We start from the raw sequence: 21,186 nt of genomic DNA, 5'->3' as shown, positions 1-21,186 counted from the left end.
CCGTCCGGCCGCTAGCGTGGGCAGGGTGAAGGCGATCGCGATCGACGCGTACGGCCCGGCCGACCAACTCGCCCTCCGGGATCTGCCGGACCCGCCGGTGGGCCCCGACACGGTGCTGGTGCGGGTGCGCGGGGCGGGCGTGAACCCGGTCGACTGGAAGGTCCGCGAGGGCCACCTGGCCGCCGCGATCCCCGGTCACTTCCCGCTGGTGCCCGGCTGGGACGCCGCCGGCGAGGTGGTCGCGGTGGGGCCGGCGGTGGCCGGGTTCGCGGTCGGCGACGAGGTGATCGGGTACGTCCGCCGCGACGACCTCCAGTACGGCACGTACGCCGAACTCGTCCCGGCCCCCGAGCGCTGCCTGGCCGACAAGCCGCCGCAGGCGTCCTGGGCGGAGGCCGCCGGCCTGCCGCTGGCCGGGCTCACCGCGTACCAGGCGTTGCAGGCGGCGCGCACCGGCGCGGGGGACACCGTGCTGGTGCACGGGGCCTCGGGCGGGGTCGGCCACCTGGCCGTGCAGGTGGCCCGGGCGCTCGGCGCCGACCGGGTGATCGGCACGGCGAGCGAGGCCAACCACGACTTCGTCCGCGCGCTCGGTGCCGAGCCGGTCAGCTACGGCGACGGCCTGGCCGACCGGCTCTGCGCGGTCGCGCCCGACGGGGTCGACGTGGCGCTGGACCTGTTCGGCGGGGAGGCGCTGGACGTCTCCGCCGAGCTGCTCACCCGCCCGGCCCGGCTGATCTCCACCGCCGACCCGGAGCACGTGACCCGGCTCGGTGGCAGCTACGTCTTCGTCAAACCGTCCACCCAGGACCTCACCGTGCTGGCCGGGCTGGTCGACGCCGGCCGGCTGACCGTGCACGTCGAACGGACGTTCCCCCTGGCGCAGGCTGCGGACGCGCAGCGCCTGGTGGAGGCGGGGCACGTCCGCGGCAAGGTGGTGCTGGAGGTCTGAGCCTGCTGGAGGTCTGCGCCGCCCGGGTGGGCGGCTCAGCGGGTACGGCGGCGGACCAGCAGCGCGATCCCGGCCAGCCCGGAGGTGATCACCAGCATCACCCCGGCGTTGAGCAGCAGCAGGCGCTGCAACTCGCTGATCGCGGCGTCGATGTCCCGGCCCGGGTTGAGGGCGTCCTCCGGGATGACCCGCTCGCCGCCGCCGACGCCGCCGCTGACCGTGTCGAACTGCCGCTCCAGCGGCACCCCGGCGGTACGCAGCGTCTCCGACATGTTGAGCCGGCCGAGGAACCAACCGGCGCTGGTCTTGCGGGAGTCCGGCTGCTTGGCCGGCCGGTAGGCCCGGGGCCCGCCCTTGGCCAGCGGGTAGAGGTCGAAGGTCTGCTTCGGCACGTCCCCGGCGAGCACCACGATCGTGTACTTCGGACCGAGGTCGGCGCGCTTGGGACCGGCGGCGGCGCCGCTACGGCCGAACCAGTTGACCTGATCGATCACCGCGAGCACGTGGGCGGGCTGGCTGTCGGCGCGCAGCCGCAGCGGCTCGGTCAGCCCGTCGCCGGTGATGTCCACCCCGGCCGGGGGCGGCTTCGGGGCGGCCCGTTGCGGGCTGGTGGCCTGCGCGGGCGCGGCCATTCCGGCGCTGAGCACCACGGCTGCCGCCATCGCGACCACCACGCCGAGCAGCCGCCTCACCCTTCCGACCATAGCCGCCTCCTCGCCCCGTTCGATGGATGGCTGTGCTGCAGGGTCACGCGTTGCTCGTCGATGGCGGTGACCGTGCCCGCAGGCCGGGGATCCCCCATCTCAAAGACTCCGCAGAACGGCGCTAGGTTGCAGCTGCTGGACCATTATCTGGAACTATCTGCGATCCGGGCCCGACTAATGGTCAGCCGTTGATCAGCGGGCGGATCGTACCTTTGCGGAGGGGTTCATGGGGGGCAGGGTCGCACGTATGGCGCGTACCTCGCTAGCGGTTATGGGCGTGGCGCTCGGTGTGTCTTTGCTGCTGCCGGCGACGCCGGCAGCAGCGCACAACTCGCTGACCGGCAGCGACCCGGCCGACGGCGCGCGGGTCGCTGCGGCACCCGCCCGGATCGAGCTTCGTTTCCTGTCCAGGGTCGACCCGGCTACGACGAAGATCACAGTGGTCGGGCCGGACAACGTGCCAGCCGCCGGCGGCGCGCCGCGCTTCGTCGGCAGCCGGGTCGCCGTGCCGTTCAAGCCCGGAAAGGCCGGCCTCTACATCGTCGGCTACCAGCTCTCGTCCAGCGACGGCCATCCCGTCAAGGGGGAGGTGCGCTTCACCCTCACCACCGGTACGCCGGCCGATCCGGCCTCGCCGTCCCTGTCGCCGTCGCCGTCCTCGGCGCCCCCGTCGCCGTCCGTCGGGACGGCGTTGCCGTCGACGGGCGCCGCGACGACGGCCGGGCCGGCCGTCCCCGCTGCCCGCTCCGACGACGGCACGCCGGTCTGGCCCTGGCTGGTCGTCGCCGGGCTGGTGGTGGCCGGGCTCGGCGCCGTCCTGCTGCGCCGCCGCGCCACCCGCTCCTGACCGGTCCCGCACGGTCCCCGGCCGGGGGTCGACGCCGTACCGGCGTGACGGAGTTTGGTCACCAGGTCCGACGCAGCTACGACGAAGGGCCCGCCGGGGAACCGGCGGGCCCTTCTCGGGTACGTCTCAGACCAGGCGGACCCGGGCGGCGAGCAGCCGGGCCAGGGTGCGCTCCCGGCCGAGCACCTCCAGCGACTCGAACAGCGGCAGCCCGACGGTGCGGCCGGTGACCGCGACCCGGACCGGCGCCTGCGCCTTGCCCAGCTTCAGGCCGCGCTCGGCGCCCACCGCCTCCAGGGTCGCCTTCAGCGACTCGGCGTCCCACGACTCCAACGCCTCGTACGCGGCGATCGCCGCGTCCAGCAGCTCGGCCGCGCCCTCCTTCATCGCCTTGGCCCAGGCGGCCTCGTCGATCAGCGGGTCGGCCAGGAAGAGGAAGTCGACGTTCGGCACGATCTCGCTCAGCACCGCGATCCGGGTCTGGGCCAGCGGCGCCACCGCCGCGAACGCCTCGGCGTCGAACTCGTCCGGCTGCCACGGCGGCGGGGCGATCGTGCCGGTGCCGGTCAGCCAGGGCTGGCAGGCGGCCACGAACTCGTCGACCGGCAGGGCGCGGATGTACTCGCCGTTGAACGCGCGCAGCTTCTTCTCGTCAAAGAAGGCGGGGGAGGCGTTCACCTCCTCCAGCCGGAACTCCTCCTCGATCACCGACCAGGGCACGATCTCCCGGTCGCCCGACGGCGCCCAGCCGAGCAGCATCAGGTAGTTGCGCATGGCGTCGGCGAGGTAGCCCTCGTCCCGGTACGCCTCCAGGGCGACCTTGTCGCGGCGCTTGGAGAGCTTCTGCCGCTTCTCGTTGACCACCACGGGGACGTGGGCCCAGACCGGCGGCTTCACCCCGAGGGCGTCCCAGAGCAGCTGCTGCTTGGGGGTGTTGGGCAGGTGCTCCTCGGCCCGGACCACGTGGGTGATCCCCATGGTCATGTCGTCGACAACGTTGGCCAGCAGGAAGACCGCAGAGCCGTCGCCGCGGGCGATGACGAAGTCCTCGATCAGCTTGTTCTCGAAGGTCGGCTCGCCGCGGATCAGGTCGACCACCACGGTCTCGCCCTCGTCCGGGGTGCGGAAGCGCAGCGCGCGCCCCGGGCCGGGCTCCAGGCCCCGGTCCCGGCAGAAGCCGTCGTAGCCCTGGTACTGCGAGCCGGTGCGGGCCTGCACGTCCTCGCGGGTGCAGTCGCAGTAGTAGGCCCGGCCGGCCTCGTGGAGCCGCTGGGCGGCGGCGCGGTGCTCGGTGGCGTACTGCGACTGGAAGTACGGGCCCTCGTAGCTGCCCCGGGCGATGCCGATCCACTCCAGCGCGGAGAGGATGCCCTCGGTCCACTCGGGCTTGTTGCGCGCGGCGTCGGTGTCCTCGATGCGCAGCACGAAGACCCCGCCCTGCTGCTTGGCGTAGATCCAGTTCTGCAGCGCCGAGCGGGCGCCGCCGACGTGGAACATACCGGTCGGGGAGGGGGCGAAGCGCACACGTACCGTCACGTCCTCCAGCCTACGGCCGCCCGCGACCCCATTCCCCCAGGGGTCCCGAGCCGCACCCCCCAAGATCCACGCACTTTCCCGGGAAGCGTGGCCATTCGGCGCCGAACGAGCACTCTTTCCGGGAAAGTGCGGGCAGCGGGGGTGGGGTGGGGGTCAGCGGACGGCGCGGATCTTGAGGACCAGGGCGCTGCCGAGGAGGGTGACGGCGGCCGTCACGGCGTAGAGGGTGGGGTAGCCGCCGAGGTGGACCACGATCGGGGCGGAGATGGCCGGACCGAGCACCTGCGGGGCGGAGTTGGCGATGTTGATCACCCCGAGGTCCTTGGCCCGGTCGGTGGCGCGGGGCAGCACCTCGGTGATCAGCGCGGCGTCCACCGACAGGTAGACGCCGTAGCCGGCGCCGAGCAGCAGCGCGGCGGCCACCGCCATCGACCAGACCGGCGCGACGGCGAGCAGCAGCGCCGCCACCGCCATGATCACTCCGGAGGTGATCACGAAGACCTTGCGCCGGCCGGAGCGGTCGGAGAGCCGGCCGGCGACCACCGCGGTCAGCATCATCCCGACGGTGTAGAGCAGGATCAGCACCAGCAGCGCGCCCTCGGGGTCGGGGTGGCGCACCCCGTCGGTGAGGAAGTACAGCAGGTAGAGGGTGCCGAGCGCGTTGCCGATCTGGACCAGGAACCGGGTGATCCAGGCCCAGGCGAAGTCCGGGTGCCGGCGCGGGCTGATCCACATCGAGGCGGCCAGCGCCCGCCAGCGCAGCGCCGGGCGGTGCGCCCGGGGCAGCGGGTCGTCGGCGGTGAGCAGGGCGAACGGCAGCGAGAGCAGCAGCACGGCCACCGCGATGGCCGCGTACCCGGCGGTGGTGCCACTGACCACGGCGGTGACCAGCACCGCGCCGACCACCAGGCCGAGGGCCTGCGGGATGCCCACCCAGCCGGAGACGCCGCCGCGCTGGGCGACCGGCACCCGGTCGGGGATGGCCGCGGTCAGGCTGGCCAGCATCGCGTTGAAGCACACCTGCGCGGCCACCCAGCCCACCGTCACCCCGGCGATGGTGTCCTGCCGGGCCAGCAGCACCAGGGCGAGCGCGCCGAGCACCGCGCCGCCCGCCGTCCAGACGTGCCGGCGGCCGAACTCCCGCCCGCCGATCCGCAGGCAGGTACGGTCCGACAACGCCCCGGCGAGCGGGTTGGCGAGCACCGCCGCGAGCGCGCCGATCCCGGTGACGACGGCCAGCATGGCCTCCTTGTCGAGCGGGGCGATCCGCTCGACCTGCTGCGGCAGCAGCACCTGGATCGGGGTGAAGAAGGCCATCCAGACGCCGAGGTTGGCCGCGAAGATCAGCGCGATCCAGCTCCGCCGGACCGGCGCCATCGGCTCGGCGAGCGCCGCCGGCAGCGAGGTCGGCGTCGGGTCGATCGTGGTCATCGCCGGATGACCTGGTCCCGGTACCAGGCGTACGAGGACTTGGGCGTGCGGACCTGGGTGTCGAAGTCGACGTGCACCAGGCCGAAGCGCTTGGTGAAGCCCTCCGCCCACTCCCAGTTGTCCAGCAGCGACCAGACGAAGTACCCGGTCACGTCGACGCCGTCGTCGATCGCCGCCCGGACCGCCCGCAGGTGCCCGTCGAGGTACGCGATCCGCTCCGGGTCGTGCACCCGGCCGCCGGCGTCGGGTACGTCGTCGTAGGCGCAGCCGCTCTCGGTGATCTGGATCGGGGGCAGCGCCTCGCCGTAGGTGTCGTGCAGCCAGGTGAGCAGTTCCCGTAGCCCTTCCGGGACCACCGGCCAGTCGAAGGCGGTCCTCGGGTAGCCCTCCAGCGGCACCATCTCGAACGGCAGCGGCGCGCCCTCCTCCGGCGCGCGGATCCCGGTCGGGTTGTAGTAGTTCACCCCGAGCACGTCGATCGGCGCGGCGATGATGTCCAGGTCCCCGTCGCGCACCGGGGCGTCCTCGAAGCCGGGCGGGTAGCCCCGGCCGAGCAGCGGATCGGTGAAGAGCCGGTTGTGCAGCGCGTCGTACGCCGCCCCGGCGGCCCGGTCGGCGTCGGTGCCGCCGAGCAGCCGCACCGGCGAGTAGTTGTTGGCGATGGCGACCGGACTGCTGCTGCGGGCGCGCAGCGCGGCGACCGCGAGGCCGTGCCCGAGTAGCTGGTGGTGGGCGACCGGCAGGGCGTCGAAGAGCAGGAACCGGCCCGGCGCGTGCACCCCCGTGCCGTGGCCGAGGCTCATGTGGATGAACGGCTCGTTCAGGGTGATCCAGAGCTTCACCCGGTCGCCGAGGCGGGCGGCGACCAGGTCGGCGTACTCGGCGAAGCGGTGCGCGGTGTCCCGGTTCAGCCAGCCGCCGGCGTCCTCCAGCGGCTGCGGCAGGTCCCAGTGGAAGAGGGTGGCCACCGGATCGATGCCGGCGGCGAGCAGGTCGTCGACGAGCCGGTCGTAGAAGTCGAGGCCGGCCGGGTTGGCCGCCCCGGTCCCGCCGGGCTGCACCCGGGGCCAGGCGATCGAGAACCGGTACGCCGAGACGCCCAGCCCGGCCATCAGCGCGACGTCCTCGCCGTGCCGGTGGTAGTGGTCGCAGGCCACGTCGCCGGTGCTGCCGTCGGCGATCCGCCCGGGGGTGTGCGCGAAGGTGTCCCAGATGGACGGCCCGCGTCCGTCGGCGTCGGCGCCACCCTCGATCTGGTACGCGGAGGTGGAGACCCCCCAGCGGAAGCCGGCGGGGAACGCGGGCATCGGCGCGGTCGTCACAGTCGCCCTCCCAGAAACATGAGACGTGTTCGGGACTCTAGGACGCGGACCCGCGAAGCGCCATAGGCCCGCAACGGTGCCGGCGCAAGGGTTTTCGGCGTGTCTTTTCCGAACCCGTCCTGGTACGTCCGAATTTGCGCATACAGTGCGGAATATCGCGGATGTCCTCAGTGGGGGAAGACAGAAATGATCCTCGTGGAACGCAGTGCGCACGTGATGGCGCCGATGGAAGCGGTCTGGGACGTCGTGCAGCGGGCCGAGCAGTTGCCGGCCTGGCTGGCGGGCGTCCGCGCGGCCGAGGTCCTCTCGGGGGAGGGCTTCGGCCGGCGACAGCTGGTACAGGCCGGCCGCGGCGCGGCGCACGAGGCAGAGGTGATCGCCTACCAGGAGCCGACCCTGATCGGGTGGCGGGAGCGGGCCAGGGGCGCCGGCGCCCGGGCCGAGGCGCGCACCGAGATCTACGTCCAGCTCACCCCCGACGAGGAGGAGGGCGGAACGATCGTGCGGCTCATCGTCGTACGGTGGCCGGCCGGACCGGTCAAGGCGGCCCTGCTCCGGCTCGGGCTGCGTCGGGTCGGCGCCGACCTGGAGGACTCGCTGGCCCGGCTCACCGACCTGGCCGCCGTCGGCTGAGCAGGGCGCGTCCTACGGCGTCACCCGCGACGGCGGTGGCCCGGCGTCCCCGCCAGGGGCTCCGGACCACCGCCGCTTCCGTAACCGGCCCCGCTCTTGCGCCGCCCGGCGGGTGGAGATCGACTCCAGGTCGGCGAGGTGGCGGCATCGTCGGCACCGGGACACCGCCACGTCGCCGACGTGGAGTCGATCAGGAGGCGGCGGGCCGGGAACGACGAAGGGCCCGGCGCGCGGTGCGCCGGGCCCGTCCGTCGTACGCGGGGACTAGCTGTCGCCGCCGGTCTCGCCGACCGGGGCGGCGGTGACGTCCTCGAGGGCGTACTTCTTGGCCGCCTCGGCCGGCACGTTCGCCGGCACCGTGCCGCGCAGCGCGAGCTGCCGCAGCGTCGCGACCGCCACCGACTCGGCGTCGACGTGGAAGTGCCGACGCAGCGCGTGCCGGGTGTCCGACATGCCGAAGCCGTCGGTGCCGAGCGAGGTGTAGTCGCCGGGGATCCAGCGCGAGATCAGGTCCGGCACCGCGCGCATCCAGTCGCTGACCGCGACCTTCGGCCCGTCGGCGTCGGCCAGCTTCTGCTGGACGTACGGCACCCGCGGCTCGCTGCCCGGGTTCAGCAGGTTGTGCTCCTCGCACTCGACCGCGTCCCGGCGCAGCTCGGTCCAGGAGGTCACCGACCAGACATCGGCGGCCACCCCCCAGTCCTGGGCGAGCAGCTCCTGCGCCCTCAGCGCCCACTGCATGCCGGTGCCGGAGGCCAGGATGTTGGCCTTCGGCGCGTCCCCGCCCACCTCGGGCGCCGGCGAGTAGCGGTAGATGCCCTTGAGCAGGCCCTCGACGTCCACGCCCGCCGGCTCGGCCGGCTGGAGGATCGGCTCGTTGTAGACCGTCAGGTAGTAGAAGACGTTCTCCTGAGCGTCTCCGTACATCCGGTGCAGGCCGCTCTCCATGATGTGCGCGATCTCGAACGAGAACGCCGGGTCGTACGCGACCACCGCCGGGTTGGTGGCGGCGAGCAGCAGCGAGTGCCCGTCCTCGTGCTGCAGACCCTCGCCGTTGAGCGTGGTCCGGCCGGCGGTCGCGCCGAGCAGGAAGCCCCGCGCCATCTGGTCGGCGGCCGCCCAGAGCCCGTCGGCGGTGCGCTGGAACCCGAACATCGAGTAGAAGATGTACATCGGGATCATCGGCTCGTCGTGGGTGGCGTACGACGAGCCGGCCGCGGTGAACGAGGCGACCGAGCCGGCCTCGTTGATCCCCTCGTGCAGGATCTGCCCGGTGGTCGACTCCTTGTACGACAGGAACAGCTCCCGGTCGACCGAGGTGTACCGCTGGCCGTGCGGCGAGTAGATCTTGGCGGTCGGGAAGATCGAGTCCAGGCCGAAGGTGCGGGCCTCGTCCGGGATGATCGGCACCCAGCGCTTGCCGAACTCCTTGTCCTTCATCACGTCCTTGAGCAGGCGGACGAAGGCCATCGTGGTGGCCACCTTCTGCTTGCCGGAGCCGCGCTTGACGTCGGCGAACCGCTCCGGACCCGGGATGGTCAGCCGCTTGCTGCTGGTCCGCCGGGACGGCAGGTAGCCGCCGAGCTGCTGGCGCCGCTCCTTGAGGTACGCGATCTCGTCGGACTTCTCACCCGGGGTGTAGTACGGCGGCAGGTAGGGGTTGTCCTCCAGCACCTTGTCCGGGATGTCCAGGTAGAGGCGGTCGCGGAAGGTCTTCAGATCCTCCAGCGTCAGCTTCTTCATCTGGTGGGTGGCGTTGCGGGCCTCGAAGTGCGAGCCGAGCGTCCAGCCCTTGATCGTCTTGGCCAGGATGACCGTCGGCTGCCCGGTGTGCTCGGTCGCCGCCTTGTACGCCGCGTAGAGCTTGCGGTAGTCGTGGCCACCCCGCTTGAGGTTCCAGATCTCGTCGTCGGAGAGGTGCTCGACCATCTTGCGGGTCCGCGGGTCGCGGCCGAAGAAGTGCTCCCGGACGTACGCCCCGGACTCCGCCTTGTAGGTCTGGTAGTCGCCGTCGGCCGTGGTGTTCATCAGGTTCACCAGCGCGCCGTCGGTGTCCGCGGCGAGCAGCGGGTCCCACTCCCGGCCCCAGACCACCTTGATCACGTTCCAGCCGGCGCCCCGGAAGAAGGCCTCCAGCTCCTGCATGACCTTGCCGTTGCCCCGGACCGGGCCGTCCAGCCGCTGCAGGTTGCAGTTGATCACGAAGGTGAGGTTGTCCAGCTCCTCACGGGCGGCCACGCCGATCGCGCCGAGGGTCTCCGGCTCGTCCATCTCGCCGTCGCCGAGGAACGCCCAGACGTGCTGCTGGGAGGTGTCCTTGATGCCCCGGTGGTGCAGGTACCGGTTGAACCGGGCCTGGTAGATGGCGTTCAGGCCGCCGAGCCCCATCGAGACGGTGGGGAACTCCCAGAAGTCCGGCATCAGCCGCGGGTGCGGGTACGACGGCAGTCCGCCGCCCGGGTGGGACAGCTCCTGGCGGAACCCGTCGAGCTGGTCCTCGCTCAGCCGCCCCTCCAGGTACGCCCGCGCGTACATGCCGGGGGAGGCGTGACCCTGGTAGTAGATGTGGTCGCCGCCGCCGGGGTGGTTCTTGCCCCTGAAGAAGTGGTTGAAGCCCACCTCGTAGAGCGAGGCGGAGCTGGCGAAGGTGGAGATGTGCCCGCCGACGCCGATCTCCGGGCGCTGCGCCCGGTGCACCAGCATCGCCGCGTTCCACCGGACGTACGCCCGGATCCGCCGCTCGACGTGCTCGTCACCGGGGAACCACGGCTCCCGCTCCGGGGCGATGGTGTTGATGTAGTCGGTGGTGGTCAGCGACGGCACCCCGACCTGGCGCTCGCGGGCCCGCTCCAGCAGGCGCAGCATGACGTAGCGGGCGCGCTTTGTCCCGCGCTCGTCGATGACACCGTCGAGCGACTCGACCCATTCGCCGGTCTCTTCAGGGTCGATGTCCGGAAGCTGGCTCGGCAGACCAGCGGTGATCACCGGGCGCTTGCGTTCCGTAGCCACAGGCGTTCCCTCGGTTGTGTGTGGGATAGGTCTCTAGCGCCATCCTGCCCCCTGGTGGCACCCGTCGTCACGTCTAGCTCCCCCAGACGCGACGCTCAACACAGGTACCCGTCAGTAACTTTGCGCAACCGACCGATGCGCTAGCCGACCGGCCGCTTGTCCGCCGTCCCTACCCTTCGGGCATGCGATCGCGACTGCTGCTCCTGGGGCTCGTGACGGCCGTCGCCGGCGTGGCCGGCATCGGCGTGGGGCTGGCCGGCCTGGCGGCGGGGAAGCCGGAGATGGTGGGATTCGTGGCACTGGGCGCGCTCGCGCTGCTGCTCGTCGTCGGGCTGGCCCGCGACGCCCGCCGCCCCCGCCGCCGGTCCCGCGCCGACGGCGCGACGGCCGGCTGGTACACGCCGGGGCCGTACGGAGACGTCGGCGCGGACCCGGGCTGCGGGGGCGACGGCGGATCGGACTCCGGTCGGGGCGGCGACTCCGACGGTGGCGGCTCCGACGGTGGCGGCTTCTGGGGCGACGGCGGCTCGGGTTCGCTCAGCGGCTCGGACGGCGGCGGATCGAGCTGGGGCGGCTCGGACGGCGGAGGCGGCGGCAGCTACTGAGCCGGTGCGGCAGAATGCGCCGTATGCGCAGTGAGGTGATCACCGTCCGGACCGGGTCCCGGCCGACCGTCCAGGACATCACCGCCGAGGCCGAGCGGTTCGTCGCCGGCCAGGGCGACGGGCTGCTGCACGTCTTCGTGCCGCACGCCACCGCCGGCCTGGCGATCATCGAGACCGGCTCCGGCTCCGACGACGACCTGCTGCGGGCGCTGGACGACCTGCTCCCCACCGACGACCGGTGGCGGCACCGGCACGGCTCGCCGGGGCACGGGCGCGACCACGTGCTGCCGGCGTTCGTGCCCCCGTACGCGACCCTGCCGGTGCTCGACGGCCGCCTGGCGCTGGGCACCTGGCAGTCCCTCACCCTGGTCGACACCAACGGCGACAACCCCACCCGCCAGGTCCGCCTCTCCTTCCTCCCCGCCTGACCCCCCCGGGGGCCGCGTCGGGGCCCTCTTTCACGGAAAGAGTGGCTATCCCGCGTGGAATAGCCACTCTTTCCGTGAAAGTGCGCCCAGGAGGGGTGCGCCCCGCGGTGGGGGTGCGGGTCAGGGGCGGGTGGTTTCGCGGTCGACGGTGCGGCTGCCCTCGTCGGTGGTCGAGTCGGGAGCGGCGGTGCGGGCGGGGGGAGGGGAGCGGGCGGTCGCCGGTCTGGTGCAGCCCGGGCACCCGGTCCTCGATCACGAACGACGCCCGGGTGTACGCCGGTGCGTCCGGCCGGCTCACGTACGGCAGCACGGCGAAGTCGGCGGCGAACTGGTCCGGGGCGATCGTGGTGCGGACGTACCCGCGCAGGTTGTTCTGGAAGCGCAGGTGCGGATTGATCTTCAGCCACGGGTGGGAGCCGCTGGCCGAGTCGGCGCCGTCGCCGCCGGAGGTGATCGACGAGCAGACCAGCTCGCTGCCGACGGTGCGGGAGGTCGGGTCGGCGTAGTCGAGCTTCAGGTCGCTGGCCCAGTGCGCGTGCACGTCGCCGGTGAGCACCACCGGGTTGCGCACCCCGGCGGAGAGCCAGCCGCGGGTGATCCGGTCCCGGGAGGCGACGTACCCGTCCCAGGCGTCCATGCTGGTCACCGTCAGCGGGCCGGCGTTGTTGTCCCGCTGGGCGAAGAAGACCTGCTGGCCGAGGACGTCCCAGCGCGCCTCCGAGCGGCGGAAGCCGTCGAGCAGCCAGGCCTCCTGCTCGGCCCCGGTGATCGAGCGGGCCGGGTCGGCGGCGGCGGCGCAGCTGCGGTACCCGTCGCCGCAGGCCTGGTCGTCGCGGTACTGGCGGGTGTCGAGCATGTGGAAGGTGGCCAGCCGGCCCCACCGGACCCGGCGGTAGAGCTGCATGTCGATGCCGAGCGGGATCGAGCTGCGGCGCAGCGGCATGTTCTCGTAGTACGCCTGGAAGGCCGCGGCCCGCCGGGCGGGGAAGTCCGGGTCCGGCGCCTCGGGCACCTCGTCGGCCCAGTTGTTCTCCACCTCGTGGTCGTCGAAGACCACCACCCACGGGGCGACCGCGTGCGCGGCCCGCAGGTCGGCGTCGGTCTTGTACTGGGCGTGCCGCTGGCGGTAGTTGGCCAGGGTCCGGGTCTCCGGTCCCTCGTGGTCGCGCGGGTTGCCGCCCGGCACGGTGTAGGTGTCCTTCGCGTACTCGTACTGGTAGTCGCCCAGGTGCAGGACCAGCTCCGGCTCGGTCTCCGCCAGCCGCCGGTACGCCGTGAAGTACCCGTGCTCGTACTGGGAGCAGGAGACGAAGCCCATGGCGAGCGTCGCGGGCATGGCCCACGGCGCCGGCGCGGTCCGGGTCCGCCCGACCGGCGAGGTGTACGCCTCGGCGTGGAACCGGTAGAAGTACTCGCGGCCGGGCAGCAGCCCGTCCAGCTCCACGTGCACGCTGTGCGCCGCCTCCGGCCGGGCCGGCACGACGCCGCGGCGCACCACGTACCGGAAGCGCTCGTCGGCGGCGACCTCCCAGCGCACCGGCACCGGCCGGTCGGGCATGCCGCCGAGCCCGTCCTCGGCGAGCGGCTGCGGCGCGAGCCGGGTCCAGAGCACGAAGCCGTCGTGGTCGGGGTCGCCGGAGGCCACCCCCAGGGTGAACGGGTCCTGCCGCAGCGGCCGGGCGGCGGCCGCGCCGGCCGCCGCGGGCAGCCCGGTCACCGCGCCGGCGGCGCCGAGCGCCGCGCCGGAGAGCAGGATGGTACGTCGGGACACTGACACGATTTCCTCCCCAGGGTCCGGTTCCGTGCCGACCCGGGGAGCGTCGCGAGCGTGGATGGCCGGCAGGTGACGACCGGGGCCCCGGACCGTCGCCATCCGCCGAACACCAGGAACGGCCCGCGCCGCCCGGTCCCCGCCGTCGATCACGAGGTCGCCGTCGCCGGTCCGGCGACCTCGTGATCGGTGGGCGTCAGGCGGTGGCGGCGGCGAGCTGCGTCACGCGGATCTTGGTGGCGAGGGCGTCGAGGAGGGCGCGCAGGAGGGTCTCGGTGGTCTCGTCCTTGACGGTGCCGTCGGCGGCGAGCTTCTCGTGCGCGTTGGTGACGATGATCTCGGGCTTGGTGACCACCGCGGAGTCGGTCCAGAGGAAGAGCTGGCGCAGCTGGAGCTGGGCGCGGACGGTGCCCATCCCGGTCGGCGCGGCACCGACGATGGCGATCGGCTTGTGCGCCAGCGGGGAGACCCACGAGGTGATCGGGAAGCTGGGGCGCGACGCCCAGTCGAGGGCGTTCTTCAGCACGCCCGGTACGCCGTAGTTGTACTCCGGGGTGGCGATGAGCAGGGCGTCCGCCGCGGCGATCCGCTCCCGCAGGTCCGTCACGGCCGCCGGTGGCTCGGGCTCGACGTCCTCGCTGAAGGGCGGGATCGCGCCGAGGCCGGTGTACTGCTCGATGGTCACGCCGGCCGGGGCGAGCCGCTGCGCGGCCCGGATCAGCGCCGTGTTGAACGACGCCTCGCGGAGGCTGCCGGAGATGGCGAGGACGGTGAGGTCGGACATGTGGATCCCCTCGATCGCAGATACGTGAGCTTGTCAATAGTAGAGCTACTCAACTATCTGGCCGCAAGTAGGATGTGAGACATGACGCAGAGCACCGCCGCCACCGGATCCGACCTGGGCGACCGCTCCGGGCTGGCCGGGGACGCGGTGCGCCGGATCATGCACATCGCCTCCGCCATCCGGCACTACCAGGACGTCGAAATCGGCGAGCTGGGGCTGACCCCGGCGGCGGCCCGCGCGTTGGACGAGCTTGACCCGGACCGGCCGCTGCCCGCCCGCGACCTCGCCGAGCAGTTGCGCTGCGACCGGTCCAACGTGACCGCGCTGGTCGACAAGCTGGAGCAGGCCGGGCTGGTCGAGCGCCGGGTCGACCCGGCCGACCGGCGGCAGAAGACGCTGGTCGTGACGGACGCCGGCCGCCGGATGCGCGAGCGGGTGCACCGGGTGATGAGCGACTCACGACTGCTCGCCGGCCTGAGCGCCGACGAGCTGGCCACCCTGCGCGAGCTGGTGTGGAAGGTCTCCGACGGCGGCTGCCCGGAGCAGTGCGGCCCGGAGTGAGCCCGGCCGGGCGGATCGTGTCCGAGTGGGCGACCCTGGCCTCCGTCGGTAATGCTGATCGACGTGACCACCCCGCAGCATCTCGACGACCGGTTCCGGGAGAGCCTGGGCGCGCTGCCCGAGCCCGAGCGGCGACGTGACCCGGCGCAGCCGGTCCGCGACGGCGCCGCGCTGACCGGGCACCAACTGCTCGCCCTCTTCGACGCCCAGGTCACCAGCCGCCAGCTCGACCTGGCCGGCCGCTGGCTGCGCAGCTTCGGGGAGGGCTTCTACACCATCGGCTCGGCCGGACACGAGGCCAACGCCGCCGTCGCCGCCGCGCTGCGCCCCACCGATCCGGCCCTGCTGCACTACCGCTCCGGCGCCTTCTACTGCGCCCGCGCCGCCCGGGCCGCCAGCGAGTTCCCGGCCGCCGACGGCGACGAGGCCACGCCCACCTCCGGCGTCCCCGAGCCCGCCGGCGCCCCCGATGACGCCACGTCGGTGGCGGGTGACGAGCCGTCCGACGAGCAGGCAACCAGCCCGGACCCGTTCCCGGTCGGTGGGGCACCCACGGCCGCCTACCAGGTCGACGCGGACGGCACCGCCGAGGCGGTCCCCGCGTCCGCCGACCCGGTCGCAGACCCGACTGACGTCGACCCGGCTGCCGGTGGCGGCGCTGCCTCGGGCGACCCGGCGTTCGGCGCGGTCCAGCCGGACGCGTACGCCGCCGCCGCGCGGGACGTGCTGCGCGGCATGGTCGCCTCGGCGCGGGAGCCGCTCGCCGGGGGCCGGCACAAGGTCTTCGGCCGGGCCGACCTCGCGGTGGTGCCCACCACCTCCACCATCGCCTCGCACCTGCCCCGGGCGGTCGGCCTGGGCCTGGCCCTGGAACGGCTGCGCAGGGTGGAGACCGCCGGCCGCCGGGACGGCGCCGACGCCCCGCCGCGCTCGCCGTGGCCGCGCGACGCCATCGTGGTCTGCTCCTTCGGTGACGCCTCGGTCAACCACGCCAGCGCCACCGCCGCGCTGAACACCGCCGGCTGGTACGACCACACCGGGCTGCGGATCCCGGTGCTCTTCGTCTGCGAGGACAACGGGCTGGGCATCAGCGTCCGCTCGCCGCAGGGCTGGGTCGAGCGGACCCTGCGGGCCCGGCCCGGGCTGCGCTGGTTCGCCGCCGACGGCGCGGACCCGGTCGAGGCGTATCAGGTGGCTGCCGAGGCGGCGGCCTGGGTGCGCCGGCACCGGCGGCCGGCGGTGCTGCACCTGCGCACCGTACGGCTGCTGGGGCACGCCGGCGCGGACGCGGAGAGCGCCTACCGCAGCGCCGCCGAGATCGCCGCGGACGAGGCGCGCGACCCGGTGCTCGCCACCGCCCGGCTGCTGGTCGACGCGGGGCTGGCCACGGGCGGGGACCTGCTGTCCCGGTACGACGAGCGCGGCTGGCAGATCCGTCGGATCGCCGAGGAGGTGCTCGACGAGCCCAAGCTCGCCACGGCGGCCGAGGTGGTGGCCCCGCTCGCGCCACGCCGGCCGGCACGGGTCGCCGCGGCGGTGGCGGAGGTGGCGGCGCGGGCCGGCGGGTCGGGGGCCGGCGCCCGCGTCGAGGCGTTCGGCGGGAAGCCGCCGGAGCTGGCCGGGCCGCTCACCCTCGCGCAGAGCATCAACGCGGCCCTGGCCGACGGGCTGCTCGCCCATCCGCAAATGGCGGTCTTCGGCGAGGACGTCGCCGCCAAGGGCGGGGTGTACGGGGTGACCAAGGGGCTGCGCGAGAAGTTCGGCCCGGCGCGGGTCTTCGACACGCTGCTCGACGAGACCTCCGTGCTGGGGCTGGGCCTGGGAGCCGGGCTGGCCGGGCTGCTGCCGGTGCCCGAGATCCAGTACCTGGCGTACCTGCACAACGCCGAGGACCAGCTACGTGGCGAGGCGGCCACCATGCAGTTCTTCTCGCAGGGGGCGTTCCGCAACCCGATGGTGGTGCGGGTGCCGGGGCTGGCGTACCAGGAGGGGTTCGGCGGGCACTTCCACAACGACAACTCGGTGGCCGTACTCCGGGATGTGCCCGGCCTGGTGATCGCGGTGCCGGCGCGGCCGGACGACGCCGCGCCGCTGCTGCGGAGCTGCCTGGCCGCCGCGGCGGTGGACGGCAGCGTCTGCGTCTTCCTGGAGCCCATCGCGCTCTACCACACCCGTGACCTGTACGAACCGGGCGACGGCGAGTGGCTGGGGCAGTACGCGGAGCCGGGCGGGTGGGCGGCCGGGCACGTGCCGATCGGCCGCGCCCGGGTCTACGGCGTCGGCTCGGCCCAGGATGTCACCATCCTCACCTTCGGTAACGGGGTGCGGATGTCGCTGCGGGCCGCCGCCGTCCTGGCCGACGAGGGGATCGGCACCCGGGTGGTGGACCTGCGGTGGCTGGCCCCGCTGCCGGTGGCGGACATCATCCGCGAGGCGTCGGCGACCGGCCGGGTGCTGGTGGTGGACGAGACCCGCCGGTCCGGCGGCGTCGGCGAGGGGATCATCGCGGCGCTGGTCGACGCCGGATATGTAGGTGCAGCGCGACGAGTGGCCGGAGTCGACTCGTTTGTACCATTAGGTCCGGCCGCCCGTCAGGTTCTGGTCTCCGAGGAAGCCATTACCCAGGGTGCCCGTACGCTGCTGGCACGGTAAATTCCGTTCCACCCGGTGCGCCACTTGCGCGTGGGCCCGCAACTGTGTGGACTTTGCCTGACGGCGTCGCACGACGCCGCGAGCAGGGATGAGATGAGGAGGCACGCGACAGTGAGCGCGACCGCAGGTCAGGCCGCCGACGGGGTACGCAGCCTGGCGGACCGGTTCGGGATCGAGCCGGGGATGGTCGTCATGGAGATGGGGTACGACGATGACGTCGACCAGGATCTCCGCGACGCCCTGACCGACCGCTGTGGAGATCTGGTCGACGAGGACACCGACGAGGTGGTCGACGCGGTGCTGGTCTGGTACCGCGACGGCGACGGTGACCTCTTCGAACTCCTCGTCGACGCCCTCGGCCCGCTGGCCGACGCCGGAGTCGTGTGGCTGCTGACCCCGAAGGCCGGCCGGGACGGGCACGTCGAGCCGAGCGAGGTCGCCGAGTCGGCGCAGACCGCCGGGCTCCAGCAGACCTCGACGATCAACGCCGGCCGGGACTGGAGTGGCGCCCGCCTGGTGCTGCGGCGGGGGTCCAAGGGCAAGAAGTAGCCGGCCGTTCGTGACCCGGCGGCGGTCGCCGCCGGGTGTGGCAGGCTGTTGCCACCTCCAGACTCAACCCAAGGAGCTCGCATGCCCATCGAGGTTGGCGCCGAGGCGCCGGACTTCGTGCTCAAGGACCAGAACAACCAGGAGGTCCGGCTCTCGGACTTCCGGGGCCGGCGCACCGTGCTGCTGGTCTTCTACCCGCTCGCCTTCACCGGCATCTGCCAGGGCGAGCTGTGCGAGGTGCGGGACAACCTCAACGAGTACGTCAACGACGACGTCCAGGTGCTCACCGTCAGCGTCGACTCGGTCTACAGCCACAAGATCTGGGCTGAGCGGGAGGGCTACCAGTTCCCGTTGCTGGCCGACTTCTGGCCGCACGGGGCGGTCGCCCAGGCGTACGGCGTCTTCAACGACGTCGCCGGCATCGCCAACCGGGGCACCTTCGTCATCGACAAGGCCGGCGTCGTCCGGTTCGCCGAGATGAACATGCCGGGCGAGGCGCGCGACCAGCAGGGCTGGCGCAAGGCCCTCGCGGAGGCCGTCGCCGCCTGACGCCTGACCGGGCACACCGTTCGACCGGGCCGGAGGCCGGCAGGTAAGCTTGCCACCCTCCGGCCCGCCGTACGGGGCGTTCCGGGCGCGTAGCTCAGTGGGAGAGCACCCGCCTTACAAGCGGGGGGTCGCAGGTTCGAAACCTGCCGCGCCCACCACTCACCAACCCGGTCCCGATCGCCGTCGCCGCTGCCGCGACGGGACGACGACCTTGACGGTCGGCGCCTCGTTGCCGGCCCGCGCCACACTCACGGCATGAGCACGCGCCGGGTCGTCTGGCTGACGGTCGCCATCGTCTGCGTGCTGATCGCGGCCAGCGTCGGGTTCCAGCTCGGGTACGGCAGCGCGGTGGTCGACCCGAGCGCACCCCCCTCCGTCTGCGGACTCGTCCGGCCGGCGGTCTTCGACATCCTCGTCCCCGGTCACGGCGCGCTGACCGCCGAGGCGGAGGTTCAGCCGAGCTGGTCCGGCACCTCCTGCCGGGCCGAGGGCCCACCGGGCGCCGACGGCGCCAGCCTGTTCGTCGCCCTGACCGGCTACGGGCGCAACGAGGAGGGCGAGGGGCCGCGCTGCGCCGACCGACCCGGGGCGCTGACCCTGCCGGTGAACCGGACCAACCACCCGGTCCCGATCGGCGACGTCGGGACGTACTACTTCGAGCGGGGCGACCAGCCCGACGGCCACGTCGTCCACCTGTCGTCCTGCCTGGGGACGTACGGGGTCTACGTGCGGTACGAGGCGCGCGGTGTCACCGCTCCCGCCATCGTCGCCGCCGCCACCACCGTCGCGCGGGAGGTGTGGGCGTCGCTATGACCTGGCCACAGTGGTTGTTCGAGCTGGAGCATTCCCCGCCACCCCGCAATCCGGTCGACGGTCGGGCCGCCCTGCGCCGACTGCTGGCCGTCGTGGTCGTCGGTGCGCTGGTCGTCGCCGTGGGTGTGCTCGCCTGGCACGCCGGTCGGTGGGCCGCGCCCACCCTGGTCCGCTGGCAGACCGATCGGGTGGACGCGGGGAGCGACGCCCCACCGCTGCCCCCGCTGCCCGACTCCCCGTTCGCCCGCTGAGCCCTACGTCTTCCGCACGCTGCCCGGGGCCGATCTCGCGACCGGTGCTCGCGCCGTGTACGGCGTTGTCAGGATGGGGGGCGGCACGGGGACGGGGAGGAACGGGAGGCACCGCCGGTGAGCTACGCGGACGTCAACGGTCTGCACCTCTGGTACGAGACGCACGGCAGCGGCCGGCCGCTGGTGCTGCTGCACGGCGGGTACGGCGCGACGGAAATGTTCGCCCCGATCCTGCCCGCCCTCGCGCAGCGGCGGCAGGTGATCGCCGTCGACCTCCAGGGGCACGGGCGCACCGCCGACGTCGACCGTCCACTGCGGTACGAGACGATGGCCGAGGACGTCGCGGCGCTGCTGCGGCACCTCGACCTGTCCGGAGCCGACGTGCTCGGCTACTCCCTCGGCGGCGGGGTGGCGCTGCGTACCGCGATCCAGCATCCCGGGCTGGTCCGGCGGCTGGTGCTGGTCTCCACCCCGTGCCGGCGGCAGGGCTGGTATCCCGAGGTGCTCGCCGCGATGGCCGGCCAGGACGAGCGGGTCGGTGAGCAGATGCGGGGCACGCCCCCGCACGAGCTGTACGCGCGGATCGCGCCCCGGCCCGAGGACTGGCCGCGGCTCTGGGCCAAGGGCGGCGACCTGCTGCGCCGCGAGTACGACTGGTCGGCCGAGGTCGCCGCCCTCACCGTGCCGACCATGCTGGTCTACGCCGACGCCGACTCGATCCCGGTCACCCACATGGCGGAGTTCTTCGGGCTGCTCGGCGGCGGCCGACGGGACGCCGGCTGGGACGGCACCGACCGGCCGGCATCCCGGCTGGCCGTGCTGCCCGGCCTCACCCACTACGACATCGTCGCCGCACCGGCCCTGCCCGCCGCCGTCCTGCCGTTCCTCACCCACGAGGTCCGCGCACCGCAGTGAATGCCCCGGCGGCGCGGGTGCCGACGGTGGCGCTCCGGAGGACAGCCGTCAGCGCCGGCGGTTGCCGGCGGGCGCGGCGGTGGGCCCGCCGCCCCCGCCGGTCGGATTCAACTGGTGAAGCCGCCGTCCACGGCGATCACCGCACCGGTGACGTAGCCGGTGTCGTCGCCGGCCAGGTGGGCGACCATGGCCGCGATCTCGGCGGGGGAGGCGTACCGGCCCAGGGCGGTGAACCCCCGGATGGCGGCGGCGTTCGGTCCGTCGGCGGGGTTGGCGTCGGTGTTGGTCGGCCCGGGCACGACCAGGTTCACCGTGATGCCCCGTGGCCCCAGCTCGCGGGCGAGGCCCCGGGTCAGCCCGGCGAGCGCGGTCTTGCTCATCGCGTACGCGGCCAGGCCGGGGAAGACCGCCCGCTCGCCGACATTGCTGCCGATCGAGATGATCCGGCCCCCGGCGGTCATGTGCCGCACGGCCGCCTGGGCGGCGACGAATGGCCCCCGGACGTTGACCGCGATGGTGCGCTCCAGGTCGTCGGCGGTGAACTCGTCGATCGCGCCGACCAGGAAGGCCCCGGCGTTGTTCACCAGGATGTCCAGCCGGCCCAGCTCGTCCGCCGTCCGGTCCACCGCCTCCCGCAGCGCGGCCGGGTCGGCGCTGTCCGCCCGCACGGCGATCGCCCGCCGGCCGAGCGCCTCGATCTGCTTCACCACCGTCGCCGCCCGCTCGGCGTCGCGCTGCCAGGTCACCGCCACGTCGGCGCCGTCGGCGGCGAGGCGCAGCGCCGTCGCCGCCCCGATGCCCCGCCCACCGCCGGTCACCAGGGCCACCTTGCCGTCCAGAAGTGTCGTCGTCATGCAGCTCAGCATCGGCGCGG

20 protein-coding genes and 1 tRNA gene are annotated in these 21,186 nt (G+C 73.4%); 13 read left to right on the top strand and 8 right to left on the bottom strand.

Features of this window, described 5'->3' with window-relative positions:
• Nucleotides 1-25 precede the first annotated feature (25 nt).
• The gene (locus ACTWM8_RS23000; protein ID WP_446210841.1) at nt 26-952 is read left to right on the top strand and encodes an NADP-dependent oxidoreductase; all 927 of its coding nucleotides are present in this window, start codon (nt 26-28) and stop codon (nt 950-952) included.
• Between the two features lie 35 nt (nt 953-987).
• Here ACTWM8_RS23000 and ACTWM8_RS22995 read toward each other — a convergent pair whose 3' ends face one another.
• On the bottom strand, nt 988-1,656 hold the full coding sequence (locus ACTWM8_RS22995) for a hypothetical protein (protein ID WP_446210840.1): 669 nt from the start codon (nt 1,654-1,656) through the stop codon (nt 988-990).
• 271 nt (nt 1,657-1,927) lie between these two features.
• Between ACTWM8_RS22995 and ACTWM8_RS22990 the strand changes: the two genes are divergently transcribed.
• Entirely contained in the window at nt 1,928-2,503 is a 576-nt protein-coding gene (locus tag ACTWM8_RS22990) for a copper resistance CopC family protein (RefSeq protein ID WP_446214637.1), read from the top strand.
• A gap of 126 nt (nt 2,504-2,629) precedes the next feature.
• Here ACTWM8_RS22990 and gltX read toward each other — a convergent pair whose 3' ends face one another.
• The 3 genes from gltX to ACTWM8_RS22975 form a co-directional block, all read right to left on the bottom strand.
• Nucleotides 2,630-4,000, bottom strand: coding sequence for a glutamate--tRNA ligase (gene gltX / locus ACTWM8_RS22985; RefSeq protein ID WP_446210839.1), 1,371 nt, complete (start codon nt 3,998-4,000; stop codon nt 2,630-2,632).
• A 192-nt stretch (nt 4,001-4,192) separates the two neighbouring features.
• Nucleotides 4,193-5,470, bottom strand: coding sequence for an MFS transporter (locus ACTWM8_RS22980; protein ID WP_446210838.1), 1,278 nt, complete (start codon nt 5,468-5,470; stop codon nt 4,193-4,195).
• Nucleotides 5,467-6,777, bottom strand: coding sequence for a GH1 family beta-glucosidase (locus tag ACTWM8_RS22975; RefSeq protein WP_446214636.1), 1,311 nt, complete (start codon nt 6,775-6,777; stop codon nt 5,467-5,469). The genes ACTWM8_RS22980 and ACTWM8_RS22975 overlap by 4 nt, the downstream gene beginning before the upstream one ends.
• A 201-nt stretch (nt 6,778-6,978) precedes the next feature.
• On the opposite strand from ACTWM8_RS22975, the gene ACTWM8_RS22970 reads away from it, so the two are divergent.
• Complete coding sequence (locus ACTWM8_RS22970) at nt 6,979-7,425, top strand: SRPBCC family protein (protein ID WP_088960933.1); 447 nt, start codon at nt 6,979-6,981, stop codon at nt 7,423-7,425.
• A gap of 264 nt (nt 7,426-7,689) precedes the next feature.
• Here ACTWM8_RS22970 and aceE read toward each other — a convergent pair whose 3' ends face one another.
• On the bottom strand, nt 7,690-10,434 hold the full coding sequence (gene aceE / locus ACTWM8_RS22965) for a pyruvate dehydrogenase (acetyl-transferring), homodimeric type (RefSeq protein WP_446210837.1): 2,745 nt from the start codon (nt 10,432-10,434) through the stop codon (nt 7,690-7,692).
• 182 nt (nt 10,435-10,616) lie between these two features.
• Between aceE and ACTWM8_RS22960 the strand changes: the two genes are divergently transcribed.
• Nucleotides 10,617-11,039 carry a hypothetical protein gene (locus tag ACTWM8_RS22960; protein WP_446210836.1) on the top strand — a complete coding sequence of 141 codons (423 nt, stop codon included), beginning with the start codon at nt 10,617-10,619 and terminating at the stop codon, nt 11,037-11,039.
• 23 nt (nt 11,040-11,062) lie between these two features.
• Nucleotides 11,063-11,467 carry a YjbQ family protein gene (locus ACTWM8_RS22955; RefSeq protein WP_179801218.1) on the top strand — a complete coding sequence of 135 codons (405 nt, stop codon included), beginning with the start codon at nt 11,063-11,065 and terminating at the stop codon, nt 11,465-11,467.
• On the opposite strand, the gene ACTWM8_RS22950 is transcribed toward ACTWM8_RS22955, so the two are convergent.
• Both ACTWM8_RS22950 and ACTWM8_RS22945 read right to left on the bottom strand, forming a co-directional pair.
• Complete coding sequence (locus ACTWM8_RS22950) at nt 11,400-13,238, bottom strand: alkaline phosphatase D family protein (protein WP_446210835.1); 1,839 nt, start codon at nt 13,236-13,238, stop codon at nt 11,400-11,402. The two genes, ACTWM8_RS22955 and ACTWM8_RS22950, sit on opposite strands and share 68 nt — an antisense overlap.
• Before the next feature lie 196 nt (nt 13,239-13,434).
• A complete protein-coding gene (locus tag ACTWM8_RS22945; protein ID WP_446210834.1) occupies nt 13,435-14,022 on the bottom strand; it encodes an NADPH-dependent FMN reductase in 588 nt (195 codons plus the stop codon).
• Nucleotides 14,023-14,103: 81 nt separating this feature from the next.
• Between ACTWM8_RS22945 and ACTWM8_RS22940 the strand changes: the two genes are divergently transcribed.
• From ACTWM8_RS22940 to ACTWM8_RS22905, 8 genes are all read left to right on the top strand, one after another.
• Nucleotides 14,104-14,583, top strand: coding sequence for a MarR family winged helix-turn-helix transcriptional regulator (locus ACTWM8_RS22940; RefSeq protein ID WP_446210833.1), 480 nt, complete (start codon nt 14,104-14,106; stop codon nt 14,581-14,583).
• A 51-nt stretch (nt 14,584-14,634) separates the two neighbouring features.
• On the top strand, nt 14,635-17,235 hold the full coding sequence (locus tag ACTWM8_RS22935; RefSeq protein ID WP_446210832.1) for a transketolase C-terminal domain-containing protein: 2,601 nt from the start codon (nt 14,635-14,637) through the stop codon (nt 17,233-17,235).
• 111 nt (nt 17,236-17,346) lie between these two features.
• A complete protein-coding gene (locus tag ACTWM8_RS22930; RefSeq protein WP_154942662.1) occupies nt 17,347-17,784 on the top strand; it encodes a DUF3052 domain-containing protein in 438 nt (145 codons plus the stop codon).
• Between the two features lie 81 nt (nt 17,785-17,865).
• Complete coding sequence (locus tag ACTWM8_RS22925; protein WP_154942663.1) at nt 17,866-18,333, top strand: peroxiredoxin; 468 nt, start codon at nt 17,866-17,868, stop codon at nt 18,331-18,333.
• A gap of 83 nt (nt 18,334-18,416) precedes the next feature.
• Nucleotides 18,417-18,491, top strand: a tRNA-Val gene (locus ACTWM8_RS22920).
• A 97-nt stretch (nt 18,492-18,588) separates the two neighbouring features.
• Nucleotides 18,589-19,146, top strand: coding sequence for a hypothetical protein (locus tag ACTWM8_RS22915; RefSeq protein ID WP_446210831.1), 558 nt, complete (start codon nt 18,589-18,591; stop codon nt 19,144-19,146).
• Nucleotides 19,143-19,397: a hypothetical protein gene (locus tag ACTWM8_RS22910; RefSeq protein ID WP_446210830.1), complete on the top strand. Its 255-nt coding sequence runs from the start codon at nt 19,143-19,145 to the stop codon at nt 19,395-19,397. Before ACTWM8_RS22915 ends, ACTWM8_RS22910 begins: the two co-directional genes overlap by 4 nt.
• Before the next feature lie 117 nt (nt 19,398-19,514).
• A complete protein-coding gene (locus ACTWM8_RS22905) occupies nt 19,515-20,312 on the top strand; it encodes an alpha/beta fold hydrolase (RefSeq protein ID WP_446210829.1) in 798 nt (265 codons plus the stop codon).
• A gap of 107 nt (nt 20,313-20,419) precedes the next feature.
• On the opposite strand, the gene ACTWM8_RS22900 is transcribed toward ACTWM8_RS22905, so the two are convergent.
• Nucleotides 20,420-21,166 (bottom strand): SDR family NAD(P)-dependent oxidoreductase, encoded by a 747-nt coding sequence (locus ACTWM8_RS22900; RefSeq protein WP_446210828.1) that lies wholly within the window; start codon nt 21,164-21,166, stop codon nt 20,420-20,422.
• Between the last annotated feature and the right edge of the window lie 20 nt (nt 21,167-21,186).

Source organism: Micromonospora sp. IBSANI012, from assembly GCF_052814045.1.
The sequence above is the reverse complement of the archived record's forward strand: the minus strand, read 5'-3'. Positions and strand labels throughout refer to the sequence as shown.